Here is a 17,397-nt window from a genome sequence, read left to right as displayed (position 1 = left end):
ATGGCTCTTTTTATTTGTGTCGCTTTTAAGTTTCTATACTCTTGCCTTGTATATCTGTGAGTAGATTAGGCTGTATTCTTTCTTAACCTCTTAACCTCTTAACCTCTTAACCTCTTAACCTCTTAACCTCTTAACCTCTTAACCTCTTAACCTCTTAACCTCTTAACCTCTTAACCTCTTAACCTCTTAACCTCTTAACCTCTTAACCTCTTAACCTCTTAACCTCTTAACCTCTTAACCTCCTTTCCTCTGTTTTGGAGCCTATTTATCTAGCCAAAGTTGAGTACTGAAAGTTGAGTTTGATTGTTAAGGTATCAGGTATCGATACATATTAAGTCTTGTTTTGCCAGCAAAAATAAACCCACGCTCTTTTAGCGAAGTTAACCTTCAGACCGTGGGTTAGCAGTTATTGCGCCTTATTAGGTGCTTATTTAAGAATCTAGCTTATCGTCAGCGACTTTATAGTGGGGATCGTCTAGCAAATTCACTTCAACCAGATCGCCTGCTTTGTGAAGTAAGGCCTTGCAGTCGGCACTTAAATGCACCAAATGTAGTTTTTTCCCTAGTGCGACATAACGTTCGGCAAGCGTATCTATGGCTTCTAGCGCCGAGTGATCGGCTACACGTGAATGTTTAAAGTCGATGATAACATCTTGGGGATCCTGCGAGGCATCGAAGAGTTCGAGGAAGCTGGCCACTGAACCAAAAAACAGAGGGCCGTTTAGCTCATAGACTTTCCATCCCAGACTATTTGAGGTCACTTTCACACTGATGTGCTTGGCATGTTGCCATGCGAACACAAGCGCTGATACCACTACACCGACAAAGACGGCAAAGGCGAGATCGGTAAAAACGGTCACTGTGGTCACGAGCACGATAACAAAAGCATCATTTTTAGGGACTTTGCCCATAAACTTAAAGCTTGCCCATTCGAATGTGCCAAGCACCACGATAAACATCACCCCAACCAAAGCGGCAAGCGGAATGATTTCGATAAAAGATGCGCCAAACAGAATAAAGGTCAGTAAACCGATAGCCGCGGTAATTCCGGATAATCTGCCACGGCCACCCGAGTTAATGTTAATCATCGATTGACCAATCATAGCGCAGCCGCCCATGGCCCCAAAAAAGCCGCTAGTGATATTGCCCACGCCTTGGCCTATACATTCTTTATTGCTGCGTCCGCGGGTATTGGTCATTTCATCGATAACCGTTAAGGTTAACAGGGATTCGATTAATCCGACGGCGGCTAAAATAAAGGAATAGGGCAGAATGATATAGAGCGTCTCAAGGTTAAACGGCACCTGTGGAACAGCAAAGCTTGGGAGTGAACCTGCGATGGTTGCATGCTCATCGCCACTCATGGTTTTAAGAAAATCCAACACATTACGGGTGTCTAAGTCTAAAGCCACTACGATAGCGGTCACGCTTAGAATCGCAACTAAGGATGAGGGGACCGCAGTAGTCAGTTTGGGTAAAAAGTAAATAATTGCCATGGTCAGCGAGACTAATACTAACATCAGCATCAAAGGCTCTTGCGGTAACCAGACCAATTCCCCCGCGGCATCTTTGACTTTAAATTGCCCGAGCTGAGCCAAGAAAATCACAATGGCGAGGCCGTTCACAAAACCTATCATTACAGGATAGGGCACAATGCGGATAAATTTACCCAGTTTAAATATCCCTGCGCTGATTTGGATTAACCCCGCCAGCACCACAGCGGCAAATAAGTATTGCACGCCATGCTCAACCACTAAGGACACCATAACCACGGCCATGGCCCCCGTCGCGCCCGAAATCATGCCTGGGCGGCCGCCAATCAGTGCGGTAACCAATCCCATAATAAATGCCGCATAGAGGCCGACCATAGGTTCGACATTGGCGACAAAGGCAAAGGCAACGGCTTCTGGGATAAGCGCAAGTGCGACCGTCAGCCCCGAGAGAATATCGGCTTTGTGACTAGATGTTTTGTGGCGAAAAAGATCGAACATGAAACCTCTGTTAATGATTTGTGTTTGCAAAATAGCCGCGCATACTAACAAAAAATCCGATTCAGCTAAACCTTAAATATGGCTTAATTTGCTGAAAATAAAAAAGCCATGCAAGTGCATAATACAGATCGTTTTAAATAGTTGAACGATCTTTCAAGGGCTTCATAATCAGCCGCAACCTAAGTTGCGGCTGATTTTTTTATGTCTGAATTTTCTAAAGAGCTACTTGTTACTGCTGAATTTTGCCAATCGCAGGATATTGATGTATTCGCCAAACATGTTCCCATGGATTGGGTGGCTGAGGCTGTGCAACAAACTGGCAGGGCATCACTTCGAACCCGTCGTTTCCCTGCAGAGCAAGCTGTTTGGTTGGTTCTAGGCATTGGTTTGATGCGTAACCGCTCGATTCAGCAAGTCTGTGATACGCTCTCACTGGCCTTTCCCGANGCCAAGGGGGAGCTCCCGCCACTGGCGACCAGTAGTATCATCAAAGCCAAAGAAAAGTTGGGTTCAGAGCCCATGCGTTATCTGTTCAAAACAACCGCTGCACAGTGGGAAACACAGTGTGAATTTGATGAGATAGCNGGATTGAAATTGCTCAGTGTTGATGGGACGTATTTTAAGACGCATAACACTGAAGAAAACCATCACTTTGGCTTTGCACAAAGCACGGCTTCTTTTCCTTCTGTGCTGGCTGTCACCTTAATGTCTACTCGCAGCCACTGACTTTCTGATGCGGTTTTCGGGCCTGTTACCCACNGTGAAATTCACTACGCACAGCAATTGGTTGGCTCAGCTCCCGAGCATTCGCTCACGTTGTTTGACCGTGGGTTTATGTCTGCCGAATTGCTCATCAGCTGGCAAGGAAGCGGGACTAACACCCATTGGTTAACCCCGATAAAGTCTAAGACCCGCTATAGCATTATCGAGTCATTCTCAGAGTATGACCATCTGGTTGAGATGCCGGTATCACCCCAAGCTAAACAACAAGCGCCTTATCTGGGGGAGNGCTGGCAAGCCCGCCTTATCCTTATNCCATCACCCAAAGGTGATATCAAAGGGTTTATCACGTCCTGCCTATGTCCCGACACTTATCCAGTGAACGATTTGCTCAAGGTGTATTGGCAGCGATGGGAGATAGAGAGGGGTTATGGTGAGCTGAAGCAATATCAACTGGAAAATAAACCTGTCCTGCGCAGTAAGAAGAAGGATGGGGTGTATCAAGAATGATGGGGGATCTTGACGACCTACAATATTGTTCGGCTAGAGATGGCTGCCATGGCAGTGCAGCATCAAGTTGAGCCACAGAGAATAAGTTTCATTAATGCCCTGTTTTTAATCCAGGATGAGTTTGGTTGGAGCGACAGAGGGAGTCCTGGAGCGATCCCACAGCACTTAAAACGACTGAGGGAAAATGGCAAAAGGTTGATTTTACCCCCGAAGAGGAAGCGGCCCAGCTACCCGCGTGTGGTGCTCAAGAAAACGGTGAAATATCCAAGTAAAAATGCCACTCGCTCTTAAGCGAGTGGCATTAAGCAAAGGCTGGGTTTTTAGGATTTTACACGCGACTAGTTAGAACAGGTCGCAATCACGCTCGGATCGGTGACGAAAATAGTCGCTTCACCTTTACCAGCGGTAGAAGCATAAGTCGCCACTTGAGTCTGCATCTCAACCGTCGCCGCGGCGGCCATACCATCCGTAGAACTCTTCTCGCTTGGGTCTACAATCGAGCTATGGTGACCCTTAGCAAAACGCACCGCACCAGAACCTTTGGTGGTTGCATCCACACAAGGTAAGCCCATAGCAGAGATCAGTGGCTCAGTGCCTGAGAGTGGGAAGTTATCGACACGATTTGGTAATACTTGGTCAGCTAAGTTGCCGTTACCATCACCTGCGATTTCGATTAAGTGTACGGGTAATTTTGTTGCTTTCAACATGCCTGCATGGTTAACCGGATCCGCCGAGTCCACCGCCGTTTGCACCGCAAAGGCAAAGGTTGGAATAAACTGCGCGTACACCGCTTGTACTAATGCCGCATATTCTGGGCTGCCAGGCTCGTATCCCGCAGTATTGGCTTTATCCACCAACGCTTGGAACGTCGATGAAGCAGTCACATTGCTAAACAGAACTGGGCCAAAAGTTGCTGACCCCGCAAAGGCGCCCGCTAAACCACCCGCTGGAGCTGCAAGAGAAACAGCATTGATGGCATAAGGGTTAGGTAGCGCTTCGCCTGTGGTTGGATTTTTCATGCCCGTGCTAGCATAAGTGGCAAAGTCGGTACCGACTATCGCACCTAAACTTAAGCCCTGTGCACTAATCTTAGAAACATCAAACACTTGTGGTTGACCTGCCTGCGCAAGTCCCTGCGCTAAACCCGTTAAGGCTAAACGCACGCCAAGGTGATCCATAGTGGCCTGACGGAAATTATCCCGCACTGATAGTGTGCTTGAAATATTCACGAAGACCAGTGGATTACCATTTTTAAAGGCATCTGGTGTACCAATCACGTTACCAAAGGAAGGATCGGTCGCCGATACTTCGTAGATGCCATCACCATTGGCATCAAACGAACGGGCGCCGTGTAAAGGCATATCGATGGCCACTGTTGCCACGCCCATAGCGGCATAGCTGCCCGCATAGGCTAATGACATTTCCTTACCGCCGCCTAAACCATGCAGCGCAATCGTCGTTGGCCAGCCTGCAGTCGGTGGAGTAAAGGTTAAACCTTGTTGCTGATAGAAGGCAGCGAGTTTAGTTGCATTTGGCATAGAAATCAGTACAGGTACTGTTTCGTAACCTTTAATCGCAGGGATGGGGTTAAACTTAGTTAAATGCTTGGTTTTATCCGCTGGTGTACCATCGTCTAATAACCAAGTTTTGCCCGCCATTAAGGTCGGATTCGCTAACGCATCGGCAGGGTTAGCAATCCCATTTGCTACTGCCTGCATACCGAAGTTGGTTTGACTTAAGGTACCGGCTTGCAGCGCCAATAACACCGATACAGGGCTATCGCCTTGGGCTTTCCAGCGGCCATTGATCAGCGGCTGACCTGCCGATGACAAGCAACTTACCGAAGAGCAATCACCGTAGATAGGCAGTTTGATCTTAGCGGTATAGACATCGGCTAAGTTAGACACCACATAAGCCGCGCCATCTGCAGGCGTTAAACCAGCCGCCTGAGCTACTGTATAACCTGCTGGCGTTGGCATTTGCGCGAAACTTGGGGCATAAGGTGCACCCTGTGCCATCAAGAGTTTTGTAATTTCATAAACATTGGCAACAGACTGAGTAGTAAACAAGCCTGAGTAGGTAATGGTTGAGGTATCAACATTGTGCGCTGCGGCAATCCCTTTCTCGTAGCTGTTGACCAAGGTTTGTAACATCAATTGGTCAGGCGTTTCTAGAGGCAAGGTATTGATATCCATCTTCAACGTACCATAAGTCGTTGAAGGAGCAATCGCACGTCCCTCTGAGTCTTGGATTAATTTGGTTGTCGCATAGATATAAGACTGGCCGGCTTTAAGCGGTTTAAGTGGAACAATGACAACTTTGTTACCCGATGCCGATGAGACAAAATCGACACCAAATTGCAATTCAGCACCCACTTTACAGGCGGATACTGACGGTTTAGCTTTACATTCAGGATCAGAGGACAAGGCGCCGCCCACGGTCGCCTCAAACATTCTCACCGCTCCCGGCTGGGCAACCGATGCCGCCATTAGTGTCAGTTGAGTGCCATCATGGTCTTTTGCTAAATCGATATCAATTGAAATGGGTGAGGTTGTTGACCAGCCATCTAATGCACCCAGTGCAATTTGCGGATCGATATAATTGCCAGAGCTTTCGCCAGGAATGGATAAAGTGCCATCGGTAGTACCGCTAAATAGTAAGTCATTAGGCAAGGGCACTTTAGAAGTCGCTGGGTCGAACACCATACGGGATTCAGGGATGAGCGGCTCTGTCTTATCCTTGAGTTCGTTATAACTGTCCTCGCCACATCCTGTGAGGCCCAGTGCTGATGCAATCGCAACACACAAAATGAGTCTTTTCATTTTTTTTCCCCAAATCTTGTTGTAATAGTTTTGTTTTCCCCAAGAAATTAGTCACAATAGCACAAAAGCTGTGACTAATAGGGCTTATGTTAGCCCCTAACTCATTTCAAGTTAACGTAAAAATATTGAGTTAGCCACAAGTTTGTCACAAACATTTTAGCTATTTATAACAAAGTTTCATTCATTTGTTTGAAACATGCGTTTAGCAATTCGGCGACTCTAGAAGTGGCGGGCATTTTCGCCAAGAGGAATAAAAGGCTCATGTTGGAATATCAAGCAGCAAAAGATTTACTCCAAGGTAAAACCATACTGGTGACAGGCGCGGGTGCAGGTATCGGTCGCGCGGCAGCTATCGAATTTGCCAAACACGGCGCCACCGTGATTTTACTCGGTAAAACTGTCAAAAAACTCGAAGCCGTATACGATGTTATCGAACAGGCGGGTTACCCAACGCCAGCCATTGTACCGTTGGATTTAAAAGGCGCGACCGAGCAAAACTACCGCGATATGGCCGAAACCATTAGCGAGCAGTTTGGTCACTTAGATGGTTTACTGCATAATGCCAGTTTACTCGGCGCCCTAGGTCCATTTGAACACATCGATATTCCATCACTCGAAGATGTACTTAAAGTCAATGTCACCGCACAAGTGATGCTAACCAAGGCATTGCTGCCAGTACTACGCCAAGCTCCAAGCGCCTCGATTATTTTTACTTCAAGTAGTGTTGGCCGTCAGGGCCGAGCCTACTGGGGCCCCTATGCCTTCTCTAAATTTGCTACCGAAGGCATGATGCAAGTGCTCGCCCACGAATGCGATGGCACAACTGTACGCGTTAACAGTATAAATCCTGGTGCAACTCGCACCGAAATGCGTGCTAAAGCATACCCTGCCGAAAATCCATTAGATTTAAAAACAGCCGAAGAAATTATGCCAACTTACCTATATTTAATGGGGCAAGATTCTAGCGAAATTAACGGCCAGCAATTTAATGCCCAGTAAGCAAGACTCACTAAACGCTGCGGTATAAAAGTAAAGGGAACCTAATGGTTCCCTTTACTTTTACTCAATTACTCAGTCTAATTTTAGCAAAGTAAATCATCGTTTTAGATTTCTCTGGTATCTCTTCAATTTGGACCTGGCTGTTATCTGGAGCTAGTATCATTTCATGGCTTGAATAATAACTAACGTAGAGATCATCCCCTTCCAGCACAATGCCAGCATAACTGGTATCTCCCTGCGAAGGTAACGTGAGCCACTCATGAATAGCGCTCGTCTCTTTATTTATCTCAATAAGTGCTGTGCGAATGTTCCCTTCATAAAGACGCACAACCGCCATCAAACGAGATTGATAAACGAACATTACTGGCCCACCAATACGTTTATCAAGAGTTTGCCAAGTCCATTGATTGAAAGGTGGTAAGCTGTGACCCAGTAAACCTAAAAACTCGTCACTCCACACGGGATCACGCCTTAATAAACAAAAACAACTCCCTTGGTGAAATACGAGCGAGCTTTCATTTACATAGCCTTGATTATTAAACACTGACATCCAAGACTTGAACTGCTGTCCATCATCACTTTTATAGAGACGAGTATCCCCATCAGGCCCCGCTCGATACCCCACGCCATAAAGTGCATCTTGATGCTCAGTTAAGCGCCATAACCAATAGCCTTTATCAGCGACCACCTGTGCTTCAGACCAATGCATGCCATCCTTTGAGCGCCAAAGATAGGACTGTAAACCTGATTTATCGTGATGGGCACCACCACCTAATAGCAACAACTCCCCTCGAAATTCAATTAACTTGCCATCGCGCAAATCCGCTTGAGTAGAAGTCAGTAGCGACACACTTTGCCACGTCCCACCAGCATCTTGAGAACGGAGAACCCGCAAGGCGCCATCGGGTGAAACATGGGCAGAACCTTCCCTAAACACACAGAATAATGCGCCCTGAAATAAGACGAGATCGGTAAAGGCATTATGTTCACCTTGATCCCAAATTCGCTTAACCGATATTAACTCCATGGTTCATCTCCTCGTCATCTTTAGGCTTGTTATAGCATAACCACTGGCCACAGAAAGCAAAAAAGGCCGCAAGCGGCCTTTTTACAGAGAGAATTAACATCACTCGAATGATATTAACTGCGCTGACGTGTTGGCTTAGCCTTAGGCGTCGCGGTCACTTTATGCTTGCGTACTGCGCGGCGAATTTTAGCGCTCTTCACCTGAGCACGGGCCACACTGTGTTTATCGGCCGCCAGCATAGTACGAGTTTCAGGTTCAAGACCCGCTAATTGGCGCAGGTAGTTAACTTGCTCAATGGGCAATTCAACCCAGCCACCACGAGGCAGAGATTTAGGCAATTCCACCATGCCGTAACGCACACGGATAAGACGGCTGACTTGCACCTCTTGTGATTCCCATAAACGGCGCACTTCGCGGTTACGACCTTCACGTAAACAAACGTGCCACCATTGGTTCATGCCCTCGCCGCCTGCGGCTTTAATGGCATCGAACTGCGCCATGCCGTCTTCTAACATTACGCCGGTACGCAGACGTTGTACCGCAGCCTCAGGCACTTCGCCAAAGGTACGTACCGCGTATTCACGTTCAACTTCGTTAGACGGGTGCATCAAGCGGTTTGCTAATTCACCATCGGAGGTAAACAGCAATAAGCCTGAAGTGTTGATATCCAGACGGCCTACCGCAACCCAACGGGAGTCACGCACTTTCGGCAAACGGTCAAACACGGTTGGACGACCTTCAGGGTCTTTACGGCTACAAATCTCACCTTCGGGTTTGTGATAGGCGAGTACGCGGCAAATCACATCGTCGGCGGACTTAAGCGATACGGCCCTACCATCGATGCGAACCTTCGCATCGGCTTCGATACGATCACCAAGATTGGCAATCACGCCATCAATACTAACTCGGCCTGCAGCAATCCATGCCTCCATCTCACGACGGGAGCCATGGCCTGCACGGGCCAAGACTTTCTGCAATTTTTCACTCATTAGTATCTTGCTCTTCTGACTGTTCAGGCGTTACTTTCAAACCTGAAAATACCGCCTGCAATGACTCAGTATCCGTAAGCGCAGGTAAATCCGCTAGGGTATCTAAGCCAAAATAGGCTAAAAATTCTAAGGTCGTGGCGTAGAGTGCCGGTCGCCCCGGGACTTCTTTATGGCCAACGACTTTAATCCAATGTCTATCTGACAAACTTTTAATGATATGGCTACTAATGGCCACACCACGCACCTGCTCAATATCGCCACGGGTCACGGGTTGACGATAGGCGATCACCGCCAAGGTCTCTAATGTTGCCCGCGAATACTTAGGTGCTTTTTCCTGCCACAGGGGTTGCAAAAAAGGACTCAGAACTTCCAAGGTCTGGAAGCGATAACCCCCAGCCACTTTCACAAGTTGAACACCCCGTTCCTGATAATCCTGCTGCAACTCTTCCAATGCGGCTTTTATTTTGTCTCTGGAAACACTGAAATCCGCCAACACGGTTTCTTTCAACATTTTCACAGACAAGGGTTTCCCCAATACAAACAGACTCGCTTCAATAAGCTGTTTTAATTGAATTGGATTTATCTGCATCAATTAATAGGCCTTTACGTAAATAGTTGAAAACGGCTCTGTTTGGTACAATTCCACTAATAATTCTTTGACCAATTCCATCAGCGCTAAAAAGGTCACCACCACACCGGCGCGGCCTTCTTCGACGCTAAATAAACGCTCAAAGGGCGTAAACGTCTCGCTATTAAGCATGGCTAAAATTTGGCTCATGCGCTCGCGGGTCGATAACTGTTCACGCTTAACATGATGATCTTCGTTGGCATCGATACGTTTGAGCACCTCGCCAAAGGCGCGGGCGATTTCAAATAACGATACATCAGGCGGGATCACCAAAGGTTTGATATTCGGTGAAGGTGCCGCGGTTGCTTGAAACACATCGCGTTCAAGCCGAGGTAAATCATCAATTTTTTGCGAGGCTTCTTTGATTACCTCATAAGCCTTCAATTGACGGATCAACTGGGCCCGTGGATCTTCCTCCACTTCATCTTCCGCCACCATACGCGGCAGCAGTAGACGGGATTTAATCTCAGCCAGTGTTGCCGCCATGACCAAATAATCCGAGGCCAGTTCGATACGCGCCTGAGTGAGCATCGCGATATATTCTAGATATTGCGCGGTGATCTGCGAAATGGGTAAATCGACAACATCTAATTTTTGCTTACGGATCAAATACAAAAGTAAGTCGAGCGGCCCTTCGAAGGACTCCAAGAACACTTCTAACGCCTCAGGTGGAATAAACAAATCCTGCGGCATTTCGGTCATCGCCTGACCGCGAACAACGGCTAAGGGTAAACTTTGTTGCGTGCCCTGCATCCGCTATCCCCATGTAAAACAATCGTTTTTAAACGGTTGTAGATGACTAACTCGAACCCATAATGAGCGCGGTTTAAGCTCGCTATGCAAGCGCCCCCACGCCAAACGCGCGATTATACCCGCAATTGAGCGGCGATAATACTGTCAAATGATGGTTTTATCGCCTTAATCTCTTAGGATAAATCGCGGTTAGAGAAAGGGGGTAACATCACCCGCGCCTTCACGCAGCACTTCGAAACCATCTTCCGACATATCGATGACTGTGGTCGGTTTCTCACCTAAGTAGCCACCGTGAATAATCACATCCACTTGATGCTCTAACAGATCGCGAATGTGCTCAGGATCCGATTCAGCAAAATCACTATTTGGCATCACCAAACTGGTCGACATCAGCGGCGCATCTAACGCCTCAAGCAACGCTAAGGCAATCACATTGTCAGGCACGCGGATACCTATAGTTTTCTTCTTATCATTTTGCAGACGACGGGGCACTTCCTTGCTCGCCTTAAAGATGAAAGTGTAAGGTCCAGGCGTGCAGCTTTTTAAGATGCGGTAGGCCTGATTATCCACCTTGGCATAGGTCGCTAACTCAGATAAGTCGCGGCACATCAAGGAGAAATTATGATCGTGTTCGATTTGACGAATGCGGGTAATGCGCGTCATCGCATCTTTTTCGCCAATCATACAACCGAGGGCATAGCCCGAATCGGTTGGATATACAATCACACCGCCGGACTTAAGCACAGCCACGGCTTGACTAATCAAACGCGCCTGTGGATTTACTTCGTGTACATAAAAAAACTGACTCATGGTCGTTCCACCCAAGATCCCGACTGCCAGACCCAATCAATACCTTGAGGCTGGTAGAGATTTTTACCTAGTTCAATCCAATTGCTTGGAAAGTGAAAATCACTCCCTATCGATGCAAGCAACTGATTTTGGACACTCAGTGCCACTAAATTGGCCCTATCGTCCACCGTTTGTTGGCCGAGCACCACTTCCATGGCATCCCCGCCTGCTTCTTTAAATTCTCGCACTAAACGCTTTAACCATTTGGCCGACAACTTATAACCGCTCGGATGGGCCAATACCGCAAGGCCGCCCGCATTGTGGATCACCTTAATCGCGCTGGCCATATCGCCCCAGTTATTGGGCACATAGCCAGTTTTACCGCGAGCTAAATAGCGTTTAAACACACTTGGCATATCCACCGCGTGGCCATTATCGGCAAGCCAGCGTGCATAGTGACCACGGCTTATGGCTGCGCCTGCCGCAATCTCTTTTGCGCCCTCATAGGCGCCTTCAATCCCGGCTTTAGCCAAGCGATGGCCGATTTCTTCGGCGCGCTGCTCACGCAACTCACGCTGATGTGCTAAAAAGCCTAACAACTCGGTATGGGTCTCATCAAAGTTGAGCGCCACAATGTGAATATCGTAACTATTCCAACGGGTTGAAATCTCAACCCCAGAAATCAGTTTTAACGGTTCAGCCTGCGCTTGATTGAAGGCGCGGGCTTCACTTAAGCCTGCAACCGTATCATGATCCGTAATCGCAAATAACTGCACGCCCTTTTCAAGGGCTCTGGCGACCAGCTCGGACGGCGTGAGATGACCGTCGGATGCGGTCGTGTGACTGTGTAAGTCAGCCAATATGCTTTGAGTATTCATGCCGTTATTGTACGTGAATTTAAGATGAAATGTGCATTTATCTCACACTTTATCGAGTAGGAATGGCATTTGGTACAGTGATTTAGCGACGTTAATCCATCATTTTGAAAAATATTCAATTGACTTTCGCCTCAGGCTCATGTTTTCTATAGCTCAACTAACGAATTATTGAGACCCTTTTGAATGACTCAGATTAACGCTTCTTTCAACATCATTTGGTGGTGGCACTTCCCAACTTAGCGGGTGGTGTGAAGCTCTGTGCTCATTTGAAAGTAACAGAATCAACAAAAAAGCCCGCAGAAATGCGGGCTTTTTTGTTGGTGCGAAAAATGTCTGCAACGCGGTAAACGGATAAAAAGCGAGATAAGCATGACCCTAAAGACATTTAATCAGGTTACCCAAGTCGATGGCGAAAATTTTGCCTCGTCTCAACAGACATTCGCACGTTCGCATACGCTCAAGGCGACGCTGGCATACCATAGCGACCCACTGCGTCTGTACCAGCACATCACCCAAGATGCGCCCCATACCATGTTGTTAGAATCGGCAGAAATCGACAGCAAGGAAAATCTTAAGAGCATGGTGATGACCCATGCAGCGCTGATGATCCGCTGCGATGGCTATCGTTTACGCTTTAGCGCACTGAGTAACAATGGCGTCAGTTTACTCGCCCCCATTGAGCAATTTTTTACTGCTCGTTCAAGCCAAACTCTATGCCAACGCGATGGTCACAACTTAGTGGTCACGCTGCAAAAGGACACTGAGCTTAAGGATGAAGATGCGCGCTTAAAATCCACCTCGCCACTCGATGGTTTGCGCTTGTTTGTAAAGCATATCGACTGTGGTCAGACACCGGCATTCGAAGACTTATTTTTAGGTGGCGTGATCTCCTACGATTTGATTGATACCGTCGAGCCACTGCCTGAAGCGCCAAATGGTGCAAATGATTGTCCTGATTATTTATTTTATCTCGCCGAAACCTTAATTCTTATCGATCACAAGCAAAAACAAGCAGAAATTATCACCCACAACTTCAGTGACGGCACAGAACAACATTCCGAGGTGACCCAAGCCTTAGCCGAGCGAGCAGAGAATATCCGCGCCCAATGTGAAGCCTTAGCCAGGAGTGCAACGCCTGCGCCCGCCCTCGTTGGCATAATGGCCACAGAGCTAGTGAATGTCAGTGATGAGGACTTCAAGCAAACCGTTATCGATTTAAAAGAACACATTATTGCCGGGGATATCTTCCAAGTCGTGCCTTCACGCAGCTTTAGCCTGCCCTGCCCCAATACCTTGGGAGCTTACCGCGCGCTGCGATTAACCAACCCCAGCCCCTATATGTTTTATTTCAGGGGCCATGACTTCACCCTGTTTGGCGCCTCGCCCGAGAGCGCGCTGAAATATGAAGCCAGCAATAATCAGGTCGAAGTCTACCCGATTGCAGGCACCCGTAAACGCGGCAAAACCTCAAGCGGCGAGATTGATTTCGACCTCGATAGCCGTATCGAACTCGAATTGCGTTTGGATAAAAAAGAGCTCTCCGAGCACTTAATGTTGGTCGATTTAGCCCGTAACGATATCGCTCGAATCAGCCAAAGTGGCAGTCGCAAAGTGGCCGAGTTACTTAAAGTCGACCGTTATTCCCACGTGATGCACTTAGTCAGCCGCGTCACAGGTCAACTACGCCAAGACTTGGATGCGCTCCACGCCTATCAGGCCTGCATGAATATGGGCACGCTAGTTGGCGCCCCGAAAGTGCGCGCCTCGCAATTAGTGCGTCAGGCAGAAAAGACCCGCCGCGGCAGTTACGGCGGCGCCGTGGGTTACCTCAACGCCCTTGGGGATATGGACACCTGTATCGTTATCCGCTCCGCCTTTGTGAAAAACGGCGTGGCCCATATCCAAGCGGGTGCTGGCGTGGTGTTTGATTCCGATCCACAGAGTGAAGCCGATGAAACGCGCCAAAAGGCGCAGGCGGTGATTTCAGCTATCAAGATGGGCGCAGGCTTGGATGAAAGCCATCAAGCGACAACGACTGAACAACAAAGATAAGGAGCCCAAGATGAAACTCTATTTACTCGATAACTTCGACTCCTTTACCTACAACTTAGTCGACCAATTTAGAAGCCTTGGCTGTGAAGTGGTGATCTACCGTAACGATATTGCCGCCGACTATATTGCCGACAAGCTGTTAGCGGAAACCGAACCGAGTGCCTTAGTCTTATCGCCAGGCCCGGGTGCGCCCCATGAAGCGGGTTCCATGATGGCGCTGATCGACAAAGTCGCGGGCAAAGTGCCTATGCTGGGGATCTGCTTAGGCCATCAAGCCATGGTGGAATATTACGGCGGTAAAGTAGAGCGCGCGCCTTTTGTGGTTCATGGTAAAGCCAGCCCCACCTTCCATAATGGTGAAGGCGTGTTTGCTAACTTACCTTCGCCCTTACCTGTCGCCCGCTACCACAGCTTAGTCGCCACAAAAGTACCCGATTGTCTTGATGTTATTGCCACTACCGATGATATGCCAATGGCGATTTTGCACGCCGAGCACAGGGCGGTCGGTTTTCAGTTTCACCCAGAATCCATCTTAACGACCTTGGGCAGCACATTGTTAACCCAAACCCTACGCTTTTTGACTCAAGACATCGCCCACAATACCGCAGGAGCTAAATAATGAGTACGACATCAATCCAGCCCCTGCTCGATATCTTGTTTCAGGGTAAGGCATTAACCCGCGATCAAACCGCGAGCCTCTTTAGCACCCTTATCCAAGGTGAAATGAATGAGGCCGTGATGGCAGCAATGTTAATGGCGCTTAAAATTCGCGGTGAAACCATTGCCGAAATCAGTGGCGCCGCCGATGCAATGCACGCTGCGGCAAAGCCTTTCCCTTATCCCGCATCTAAGCGGACTGAAGGGATTATCGATATCGTCGGCACCGGTGGCGATGGCTTTAATACCATCAATATTTCCACCACAGCCGCCTTTGTTGCCGCTGCCGCTGGTGCAAAAGTGGCAAAACACGGTAATCGCTCAGTCTCGAGCAAATCGGGCTCCTCAGATTTACTCGCCCAATTTGGCATCGATTTAACCATGTCACCCGAGCTGGCGAGCCGTTGCCTGGAATCACTCAATCTATGCTTCCTGTTTGCGCCCCATTACCATGGCGGTGTCAAACATGCGGTGCCCGTGCGCCAAGCGCTGAAAACTCGCACCTTATTCAATGTGTTAGGGCCATTGATTAACCCAGCGCGCCCAGAATTTATGCTGCTTGGGGTCTATAGCCCAGAGCTGGTGACACCCATCGCACGCGTACTGCAAGCCCTTGGCACGCAAAGAGCCATGGTGGTGCACGGCAGTGGTTTAGATGAAGTGGCACTCCATGGCAGCACACAAGTCGCCGAACTCAAAGACGGTGAGATTATTGAATATCAATTAACGCCGACGGATTTTGGTGTGCCGCAGGCCCAAATGAGTGAACTTGAAGGGGGCGAGCCTGCGCAAAACGCCAAAATCACTCAATCAATTTTGCAAGGGCAAGGCAGCGATGCCCACACCCATGCGGTTGCCATCAATGCGGGTTGTGCCTTATATCTGTGTGGCCTGTCAGACTCAGTCAAAGCTGGCACCGCCCTTGCGCTCAATACCATAAAAAGCGGCAAAGCCTTTGAATTACTGAATCAACTCGCTAAAGTCAGCAGCGAAGCACAGGAATAATGACCATGGCACAGGTTAAACAACCCGAGGCGCATCGCTCGGAAGATAATCAAGCATCGCAGGATGTAAGGGGTAGCATGCAAACTAGCACCGCAAAAGCCAACGTTTTAACCCGTATCGTCGATACCAAGGCCGCCCATATCGCCGCCCTTAAGTTGCGTTTTCCTGAAGACAGCTTAACCCCCAAAATATCGGACCGTAGTCTATTTGCTGCCTTAAAAGCCCCGAAGGCGAGTTATATTTTAGAGTGCAAAAAAGCCAGTCCATCCAAAGGCTTAATCCGTAAAGACTTTGATGTCGAAGCCATCGCTTCTATTTATACCAAGTATGCAGCAGGAATCTCGGTATTAACCGACGAGCAATTTTTCCAAGGGGACATGGACTATATCCCGAGTGTACGGGCAAAAGTGAGCCAACCGATTCTGTGTAAAGACTTTTTTGTAGACGAATATCAAATCAAGTTGGCGGCACATCAGGGCGCCGATGCGATTCTGCTGATGCTTTCTGTGCTCGATGATGAGCGATATCAGCAACTTGCTAGTGAGGCAGCCAAGTATCAACTCGATGTGCTGACCGAAGTCAGCAATGAGGAAGAACTGAAACGCGCCATCGTCTTGAATGCACCTATTATTGGCATTAATAACCGTAACTTACGGGATTTAAGTACCGATTTAGCCACCACAGAAGCCCTTGCGCCGCACATCGGCAGCGATCGCGTGGTGATCAGCGAATCGGGCATTTACACTAACGAGCAAGTGCGCCGCTTAAGTCCACTGGTCGATGGCTTCTTAGTCGGTAGCTCGATTATGGCCGAAGAAGACATTGATTTAGCCTGCCGGAAATTGATCTTCGGTCACAATAAAGTCTGCGGCCTCACCCGCCTTGAGGATATTGAAGCGGCGGCCACTGCCGGCGCCGTATATGCAGGACTTATTTTTGCTGAAAAATCACCGCGCGCGCTCACCCAAGATGCCGCCAAACAGTTAGTACAGCAATACCGCGCCGCTAACTTGCCCGCCATTGAGTTTGTCGGCGTATTTGTAAACAGCACGCCTGAGCTCATGGCAAGTATCGCCCAAGAATGTGGTTTAGCCGCGTTGCAACTGCATGGCAGTGAGACTGAACTGGAAATTGTCGAGCTAAGCCAATTGCTGCAACAGGCCGGACTGAACACTCAAATTTGGAAGGCGGTCAGTGTCGATGCTCAAAGCGGTGAGCTTGCTGCTATGCCAAGAGGTGTGCAGCGTTATCTTTTTGATAGCAAGAATGACGCAGGTTTTGGTGGCACGGGGCAAGCCTTTGATTGGCAACTCCCCATTGCCCATAAAGCCGAGGCCATGCTCGCGGGCGGCCTCAATGCTGACAATGCCGCCCGAGCCAATGCTCAAGGATTTTACGGTTTAGATTTTAACTCTGGCCTCGAAACGGCTCCCGGCGTTAAGTCGGCAGAGAAAATCCAAGCGGCATTTAGTCAATTACGACTCTAGACCCACTTTTATAAAAAACCTGTGCAAAGTACAGGCTAGCAAGAATTGAAACTCGATGGCGTTAACCTAAACCGCCCTCGAAACAAATAA

Annotated in this window: 14 protein-coding genes, 1 pseudogene and 1 other annotated feature; of the genes and pseudogenes, 7 read left to right on the top strand and 8 right to left on the bottom strand. The window is 48.4% G+C overall.

Translation table 11 applies throughout. The annotated features are described in order from the left end of the window. Positions 1-431: 431 nt before the first annotated feature. Positions 432-1,991, bottom strand: coding sequence for a SulP family inorganic anion transporter (locus EYR25_RS06995; protein ID WP_133178962.1), 1,560 nt, complete (start codon positions 1,989-1,991; stop codon positions 432-434). Positions 1,992-2,192: 201 nt separating this feature from the next. Here EYR25_RS06995 and EYR25_RS21275 point away from each other — a divergent pair, with 201 nt between their 5' ends. Then, a complete protein-coding gene (locus tag EYR25_RS21275) occupies positions 2,193-2,717 on the top strand; it encodes a transposase domain-containing protein (protein ID WP_207953676.1) in 525 nt (174 codons plus the stop codon). 18 nt (positions 2,718-2,735) lie between these two features. Further along, positions 2,736-3,221 (top strand): annotated as a pseudogene (locus EYR25_RS21270) (transposase); the annotation flags it as partial. 338 nt (positions 3,222-3,559) lie between these two features. Here the strand turns inward: EYR25_RS21270 and EYR25_RS06985 are convergent. Then, complete coding sequence (locus EYR25_RS06985) at positions 3,560-6,043, bottom strand: VolA/Pla-1 family phospholipase (RefSeq protein WP_133178961.1); 2,484 nt, start codon at positions 6,041-6,043, stop codon at positions 3,560-3,562. Positions 6,044-6,304: 261 nt separating this feature from the next. Here EYR25_RS06985 and EYR25_RS06980 point away from each other — a divergent pair, with 261 nt between their 5' ends. Continuing rightward, on the top strand, positions 6,305-7,042 hold the full coding sequence (locus EYR25_RS06980; protein WP_133178960.1) for a YciK family oxidoreductase: 738 nt from the start codon (positions 6,305-6,307) through the stop codon (positions 7,040-7,042). A gap of 64 nt (positions 7,043-7,106) precedes the next feature. Here EYR25_RS06980 and EYR25_RS06975 read toward each other — a convergent pair whose 3' ends face one another. The 6 genes from EYR25_RS06975 to rnm all read right to left on the bottom strand — a co-directional run bounded on the left by EYR25_RS06975 (position 7,107) and on the right by rnm (position 12,106). Continuing rightward, positions 7,107-8,069 carry a beta propeller repeat protein gene (locus EYR25_RS06975; RefSeq protein ID WP_133178959.1) on the bottom strand — a complete coding sequence of 321 codons (963 nt, stop codon included), beginning with the start codon at positions 8,067-8,069 and terminating at the stop codon, positions 7,107-7,109. 113 nt (positions 8,070-8,182) lie between these two features. Continuing rightward, a complete protein-coding gene (gene rluB, locus EYR25_RS06970) occupies positions 8,183-9,058 on the bottom strand; it encodes a 23S rRNA pseudouridine(2605) synthase RluB (protein ID WP_011716577.1) in 876 nt (291 codons plus the stop codon). Continuing rightward, positions 9,051-9,647 carry an SMC-Scp complex subunit ScpB gene (gene scpB / locus EYR25_RS06965; protein WP_011622248.1) on the bottom strand — a complete coding sequence of 199 codons (597 nt, stop codon included), beginning with the start codon at positions 9,645-9,647 and terminating at the stop codon, positions 9,051-9,053. Before scpB ends, rluB begins: the two co-directional genes overlap by 8 nt. A gap of 3 nt (positions 9,648-9,650) precedes the next feature. Continuing rightward, positions 9,651-10,439: a segregation and condensation protein A gene (locus tag EYR25_RS06960; RefSeq protein ID WP_011622247.1), complete on the bottom strand. Its 789-nt coding sequence runs from the start codon at positions 10,437-10,439 to the stop codon at positions 9,651-9,653. 189 nt (positions 10,440-10,628) lie between these two features. Next, complete coding sequence (locus EYR25_RS06955; protein WP_133178958.1) at positions 10,629-11,249, bottom strand: L-threonylcarbamoyladenylate synthase; 621 nt, start codon at positions 11,247-11,249, stop codon at positions 10,629-10,631. After that, positions 11,246-12,106, bottom strand: a complete 861-nt coding sequence (gene rnm / locus EYR25_RS06950) for an RNase RNM (protein ID WP_133178957.1) — start codon at positions 12,104-12,106, stop codon at positions 11,246-11,248. Before rnm ends, EYR25_RS06955 begins: the two co-directional genes overlap by 4 nt. A gap of 210 nt (positions 12,107-12,316) precedes the next feature. Continuing rightward, positions 12,317-12,424: a sequence feature (Trp leader region), on the top strand. 51 nt (positions 12,425-12,475) lie between these two features. Here rnm and EYR25_RS06945 point away from each other — a divergent pair. From EYR25_RS06945 to trpCF, 4 genes are all read left to right on the top strand, one after another. Then, complete coding sequence (locus tag EYR25_RS06945) at positions 12,476-14,158, top strand: anthranilate synthase component 1 (RefSeq protein ID WP_133178956.1); 1,683 nt, start codon at positions 12,476-12,478, stop codon at positions 14,156-14,158. 10 nt (positions 14,159-14,168) lie between these two features. After that, positions 14,169-14,777 carry an aminodeoxychorismate/anthranilate synthase component II gene (locus EYR25_RS06940; RefSeq protein ID WP_133178955.1) on the top strand — a complete coding sequence of 203 codons (609 nt, stop codon included), beginning with the start codon at positions 14,169-14,171 and terminating at the stop codon, positions 14,775-14,777. Further along, the gene (trpD, locus tag EYR25_RS06935; protein WP_133178954.1) at positions 14,777-15,820 is read left to right on the top strand and encodes an anthranilate phosphoribosyltransferase; all 1,044 of its coding nucleotides are present in this window, start codon (positions 14,777-14,779) and stop codon (positions 15,818-15,820) included. The genes EYR25_RS06940 and trpD overlap by 1 nt, the downstream gene beginning before the upstream one ends. Before the next feature lie 77 nt (positions 15,821-15,897). Beyond that, positions 15,898-17,307: a bifunctional indole-3-glycerol-phosphate synthase TrpC/phosphoribosylanthranilate isomerase TrpF gene (gene trpCF, locus EYR25_RS06930; protein ID WP_425057219.1), complete on the top strand. Its 1,410-nt coding sequence runs from the start codon at positions 15,898-15,900 to the stop codon at positions 17,305-17,307. Positions 17,308-17,397 lie beyond the last annotated feature (90 nt).

Source organism: Shewanella decolorationis, assembly GCF_004354305.1.
In the GTDB taxonomy this organism is placed as follows: Bacteria; Pseudomonadota; Gammaproteobacteria; order Enterobacterales; family Shewanellaceae; genus Shewanella; species Shewanella decolorationis.
Note: the sequence above shows the minus strand (reverse complement) of the source record. Positions and strands in the feature narration are given on the sequence as shown.

Excerpts from the sequence above, each read along its gene's own strand:
- EYR25_RS06940 (WP_133178955.1), top strand. The coding sequence starts at position 14,169 with ATGAAACTCTATTTACTCGATAACTTCGACTCCTTTACCTACAACTTA.
- trpCF (WP_425057219.1), top strand. The coding sequence starts at position 15,898 with ATGCAAACTAGCACCGCAAAAGCCAACGTTTTAACCCGTATCGTCGAT.
- EYR25_RS06995 (WP_133178962.1), bottom strand. The coding sequence starts at position 1,991 with ATGTTCGATCTTTTTCGCCACAAAACATCTAGTCACAAAGCCGATATT.
- scpB (WP_011622248.1), bottom strand. The coding sequence starts at position 9,647 with ATGCAGATAAATCCAATTCAATTAAAACAGCTTATTGAAGCGAGTCTG.
- EYR25_RS06955 (WP_133178958.1), bottom strand. The coding sequence starts at position 11,249 with ATGAGTCAGTTTTTTTATGTACACGAAGTAAATCCACAGGCGCGTTTG.
- EYR25_RS06980 (WP_133178960.1), top strand. The coding sequence starts at position 6,305 with ATGTTGGAATATCAAGCAGCAAAAGATTTACTCCAAGGTAAAACCATA.
- EYR25_RS06985 (WP_133178961.1), bottom strand. The coding sequence starts at position 6,043 with ATGAAAAGACTCATTTTGTGTGTTGCGATTGCATCAGCACTGGGCCTC.
- EYR25_RS06975 (WP_133178959.1), bottom strand. The coding sequence starts at position 8,069 with ATGGAGTTAATATCGGTTAAGCGAATTTGGGATCAAGGTGAACATAAT.
- EYR25_RS06945 (WP_133178956.1), top strand. The coding sequence starts at position 12,476 with ATGACCCTAAAGACATTTAATCAGGTTACCCAAGTCGATGGCGAAAAT.
- trpD (WP_133178954.1), top strand. The coding sequence starts at position 14,777 with ATGAGTACGACATCAATCCAGCCCCTGCTCGATATCTTGTTTCAGGGT.
- EYR25_RS06960 (WP_011622247.1), bottom strand. The coding sequence starts at position 10,439 with ATGCAGGGCACGCAACAAAGTTTACCCTTAGCCGTTGTTCGCGGTCAG.
- rluB (WP_011716577.1), bottom strand. The coding sequence starts at position 9,058 with ATGAGTGAAAAATTGCAGAAAGTCTTGGCCCGTGCAGGCCATGGCTCC.
- rnm (WP_133178957.1), bottom strand. The coding sequence starts at position 12,106 with ATGAATACTCAAAGCATATTGGCTGACTTACACAGTCACACGACCGCA.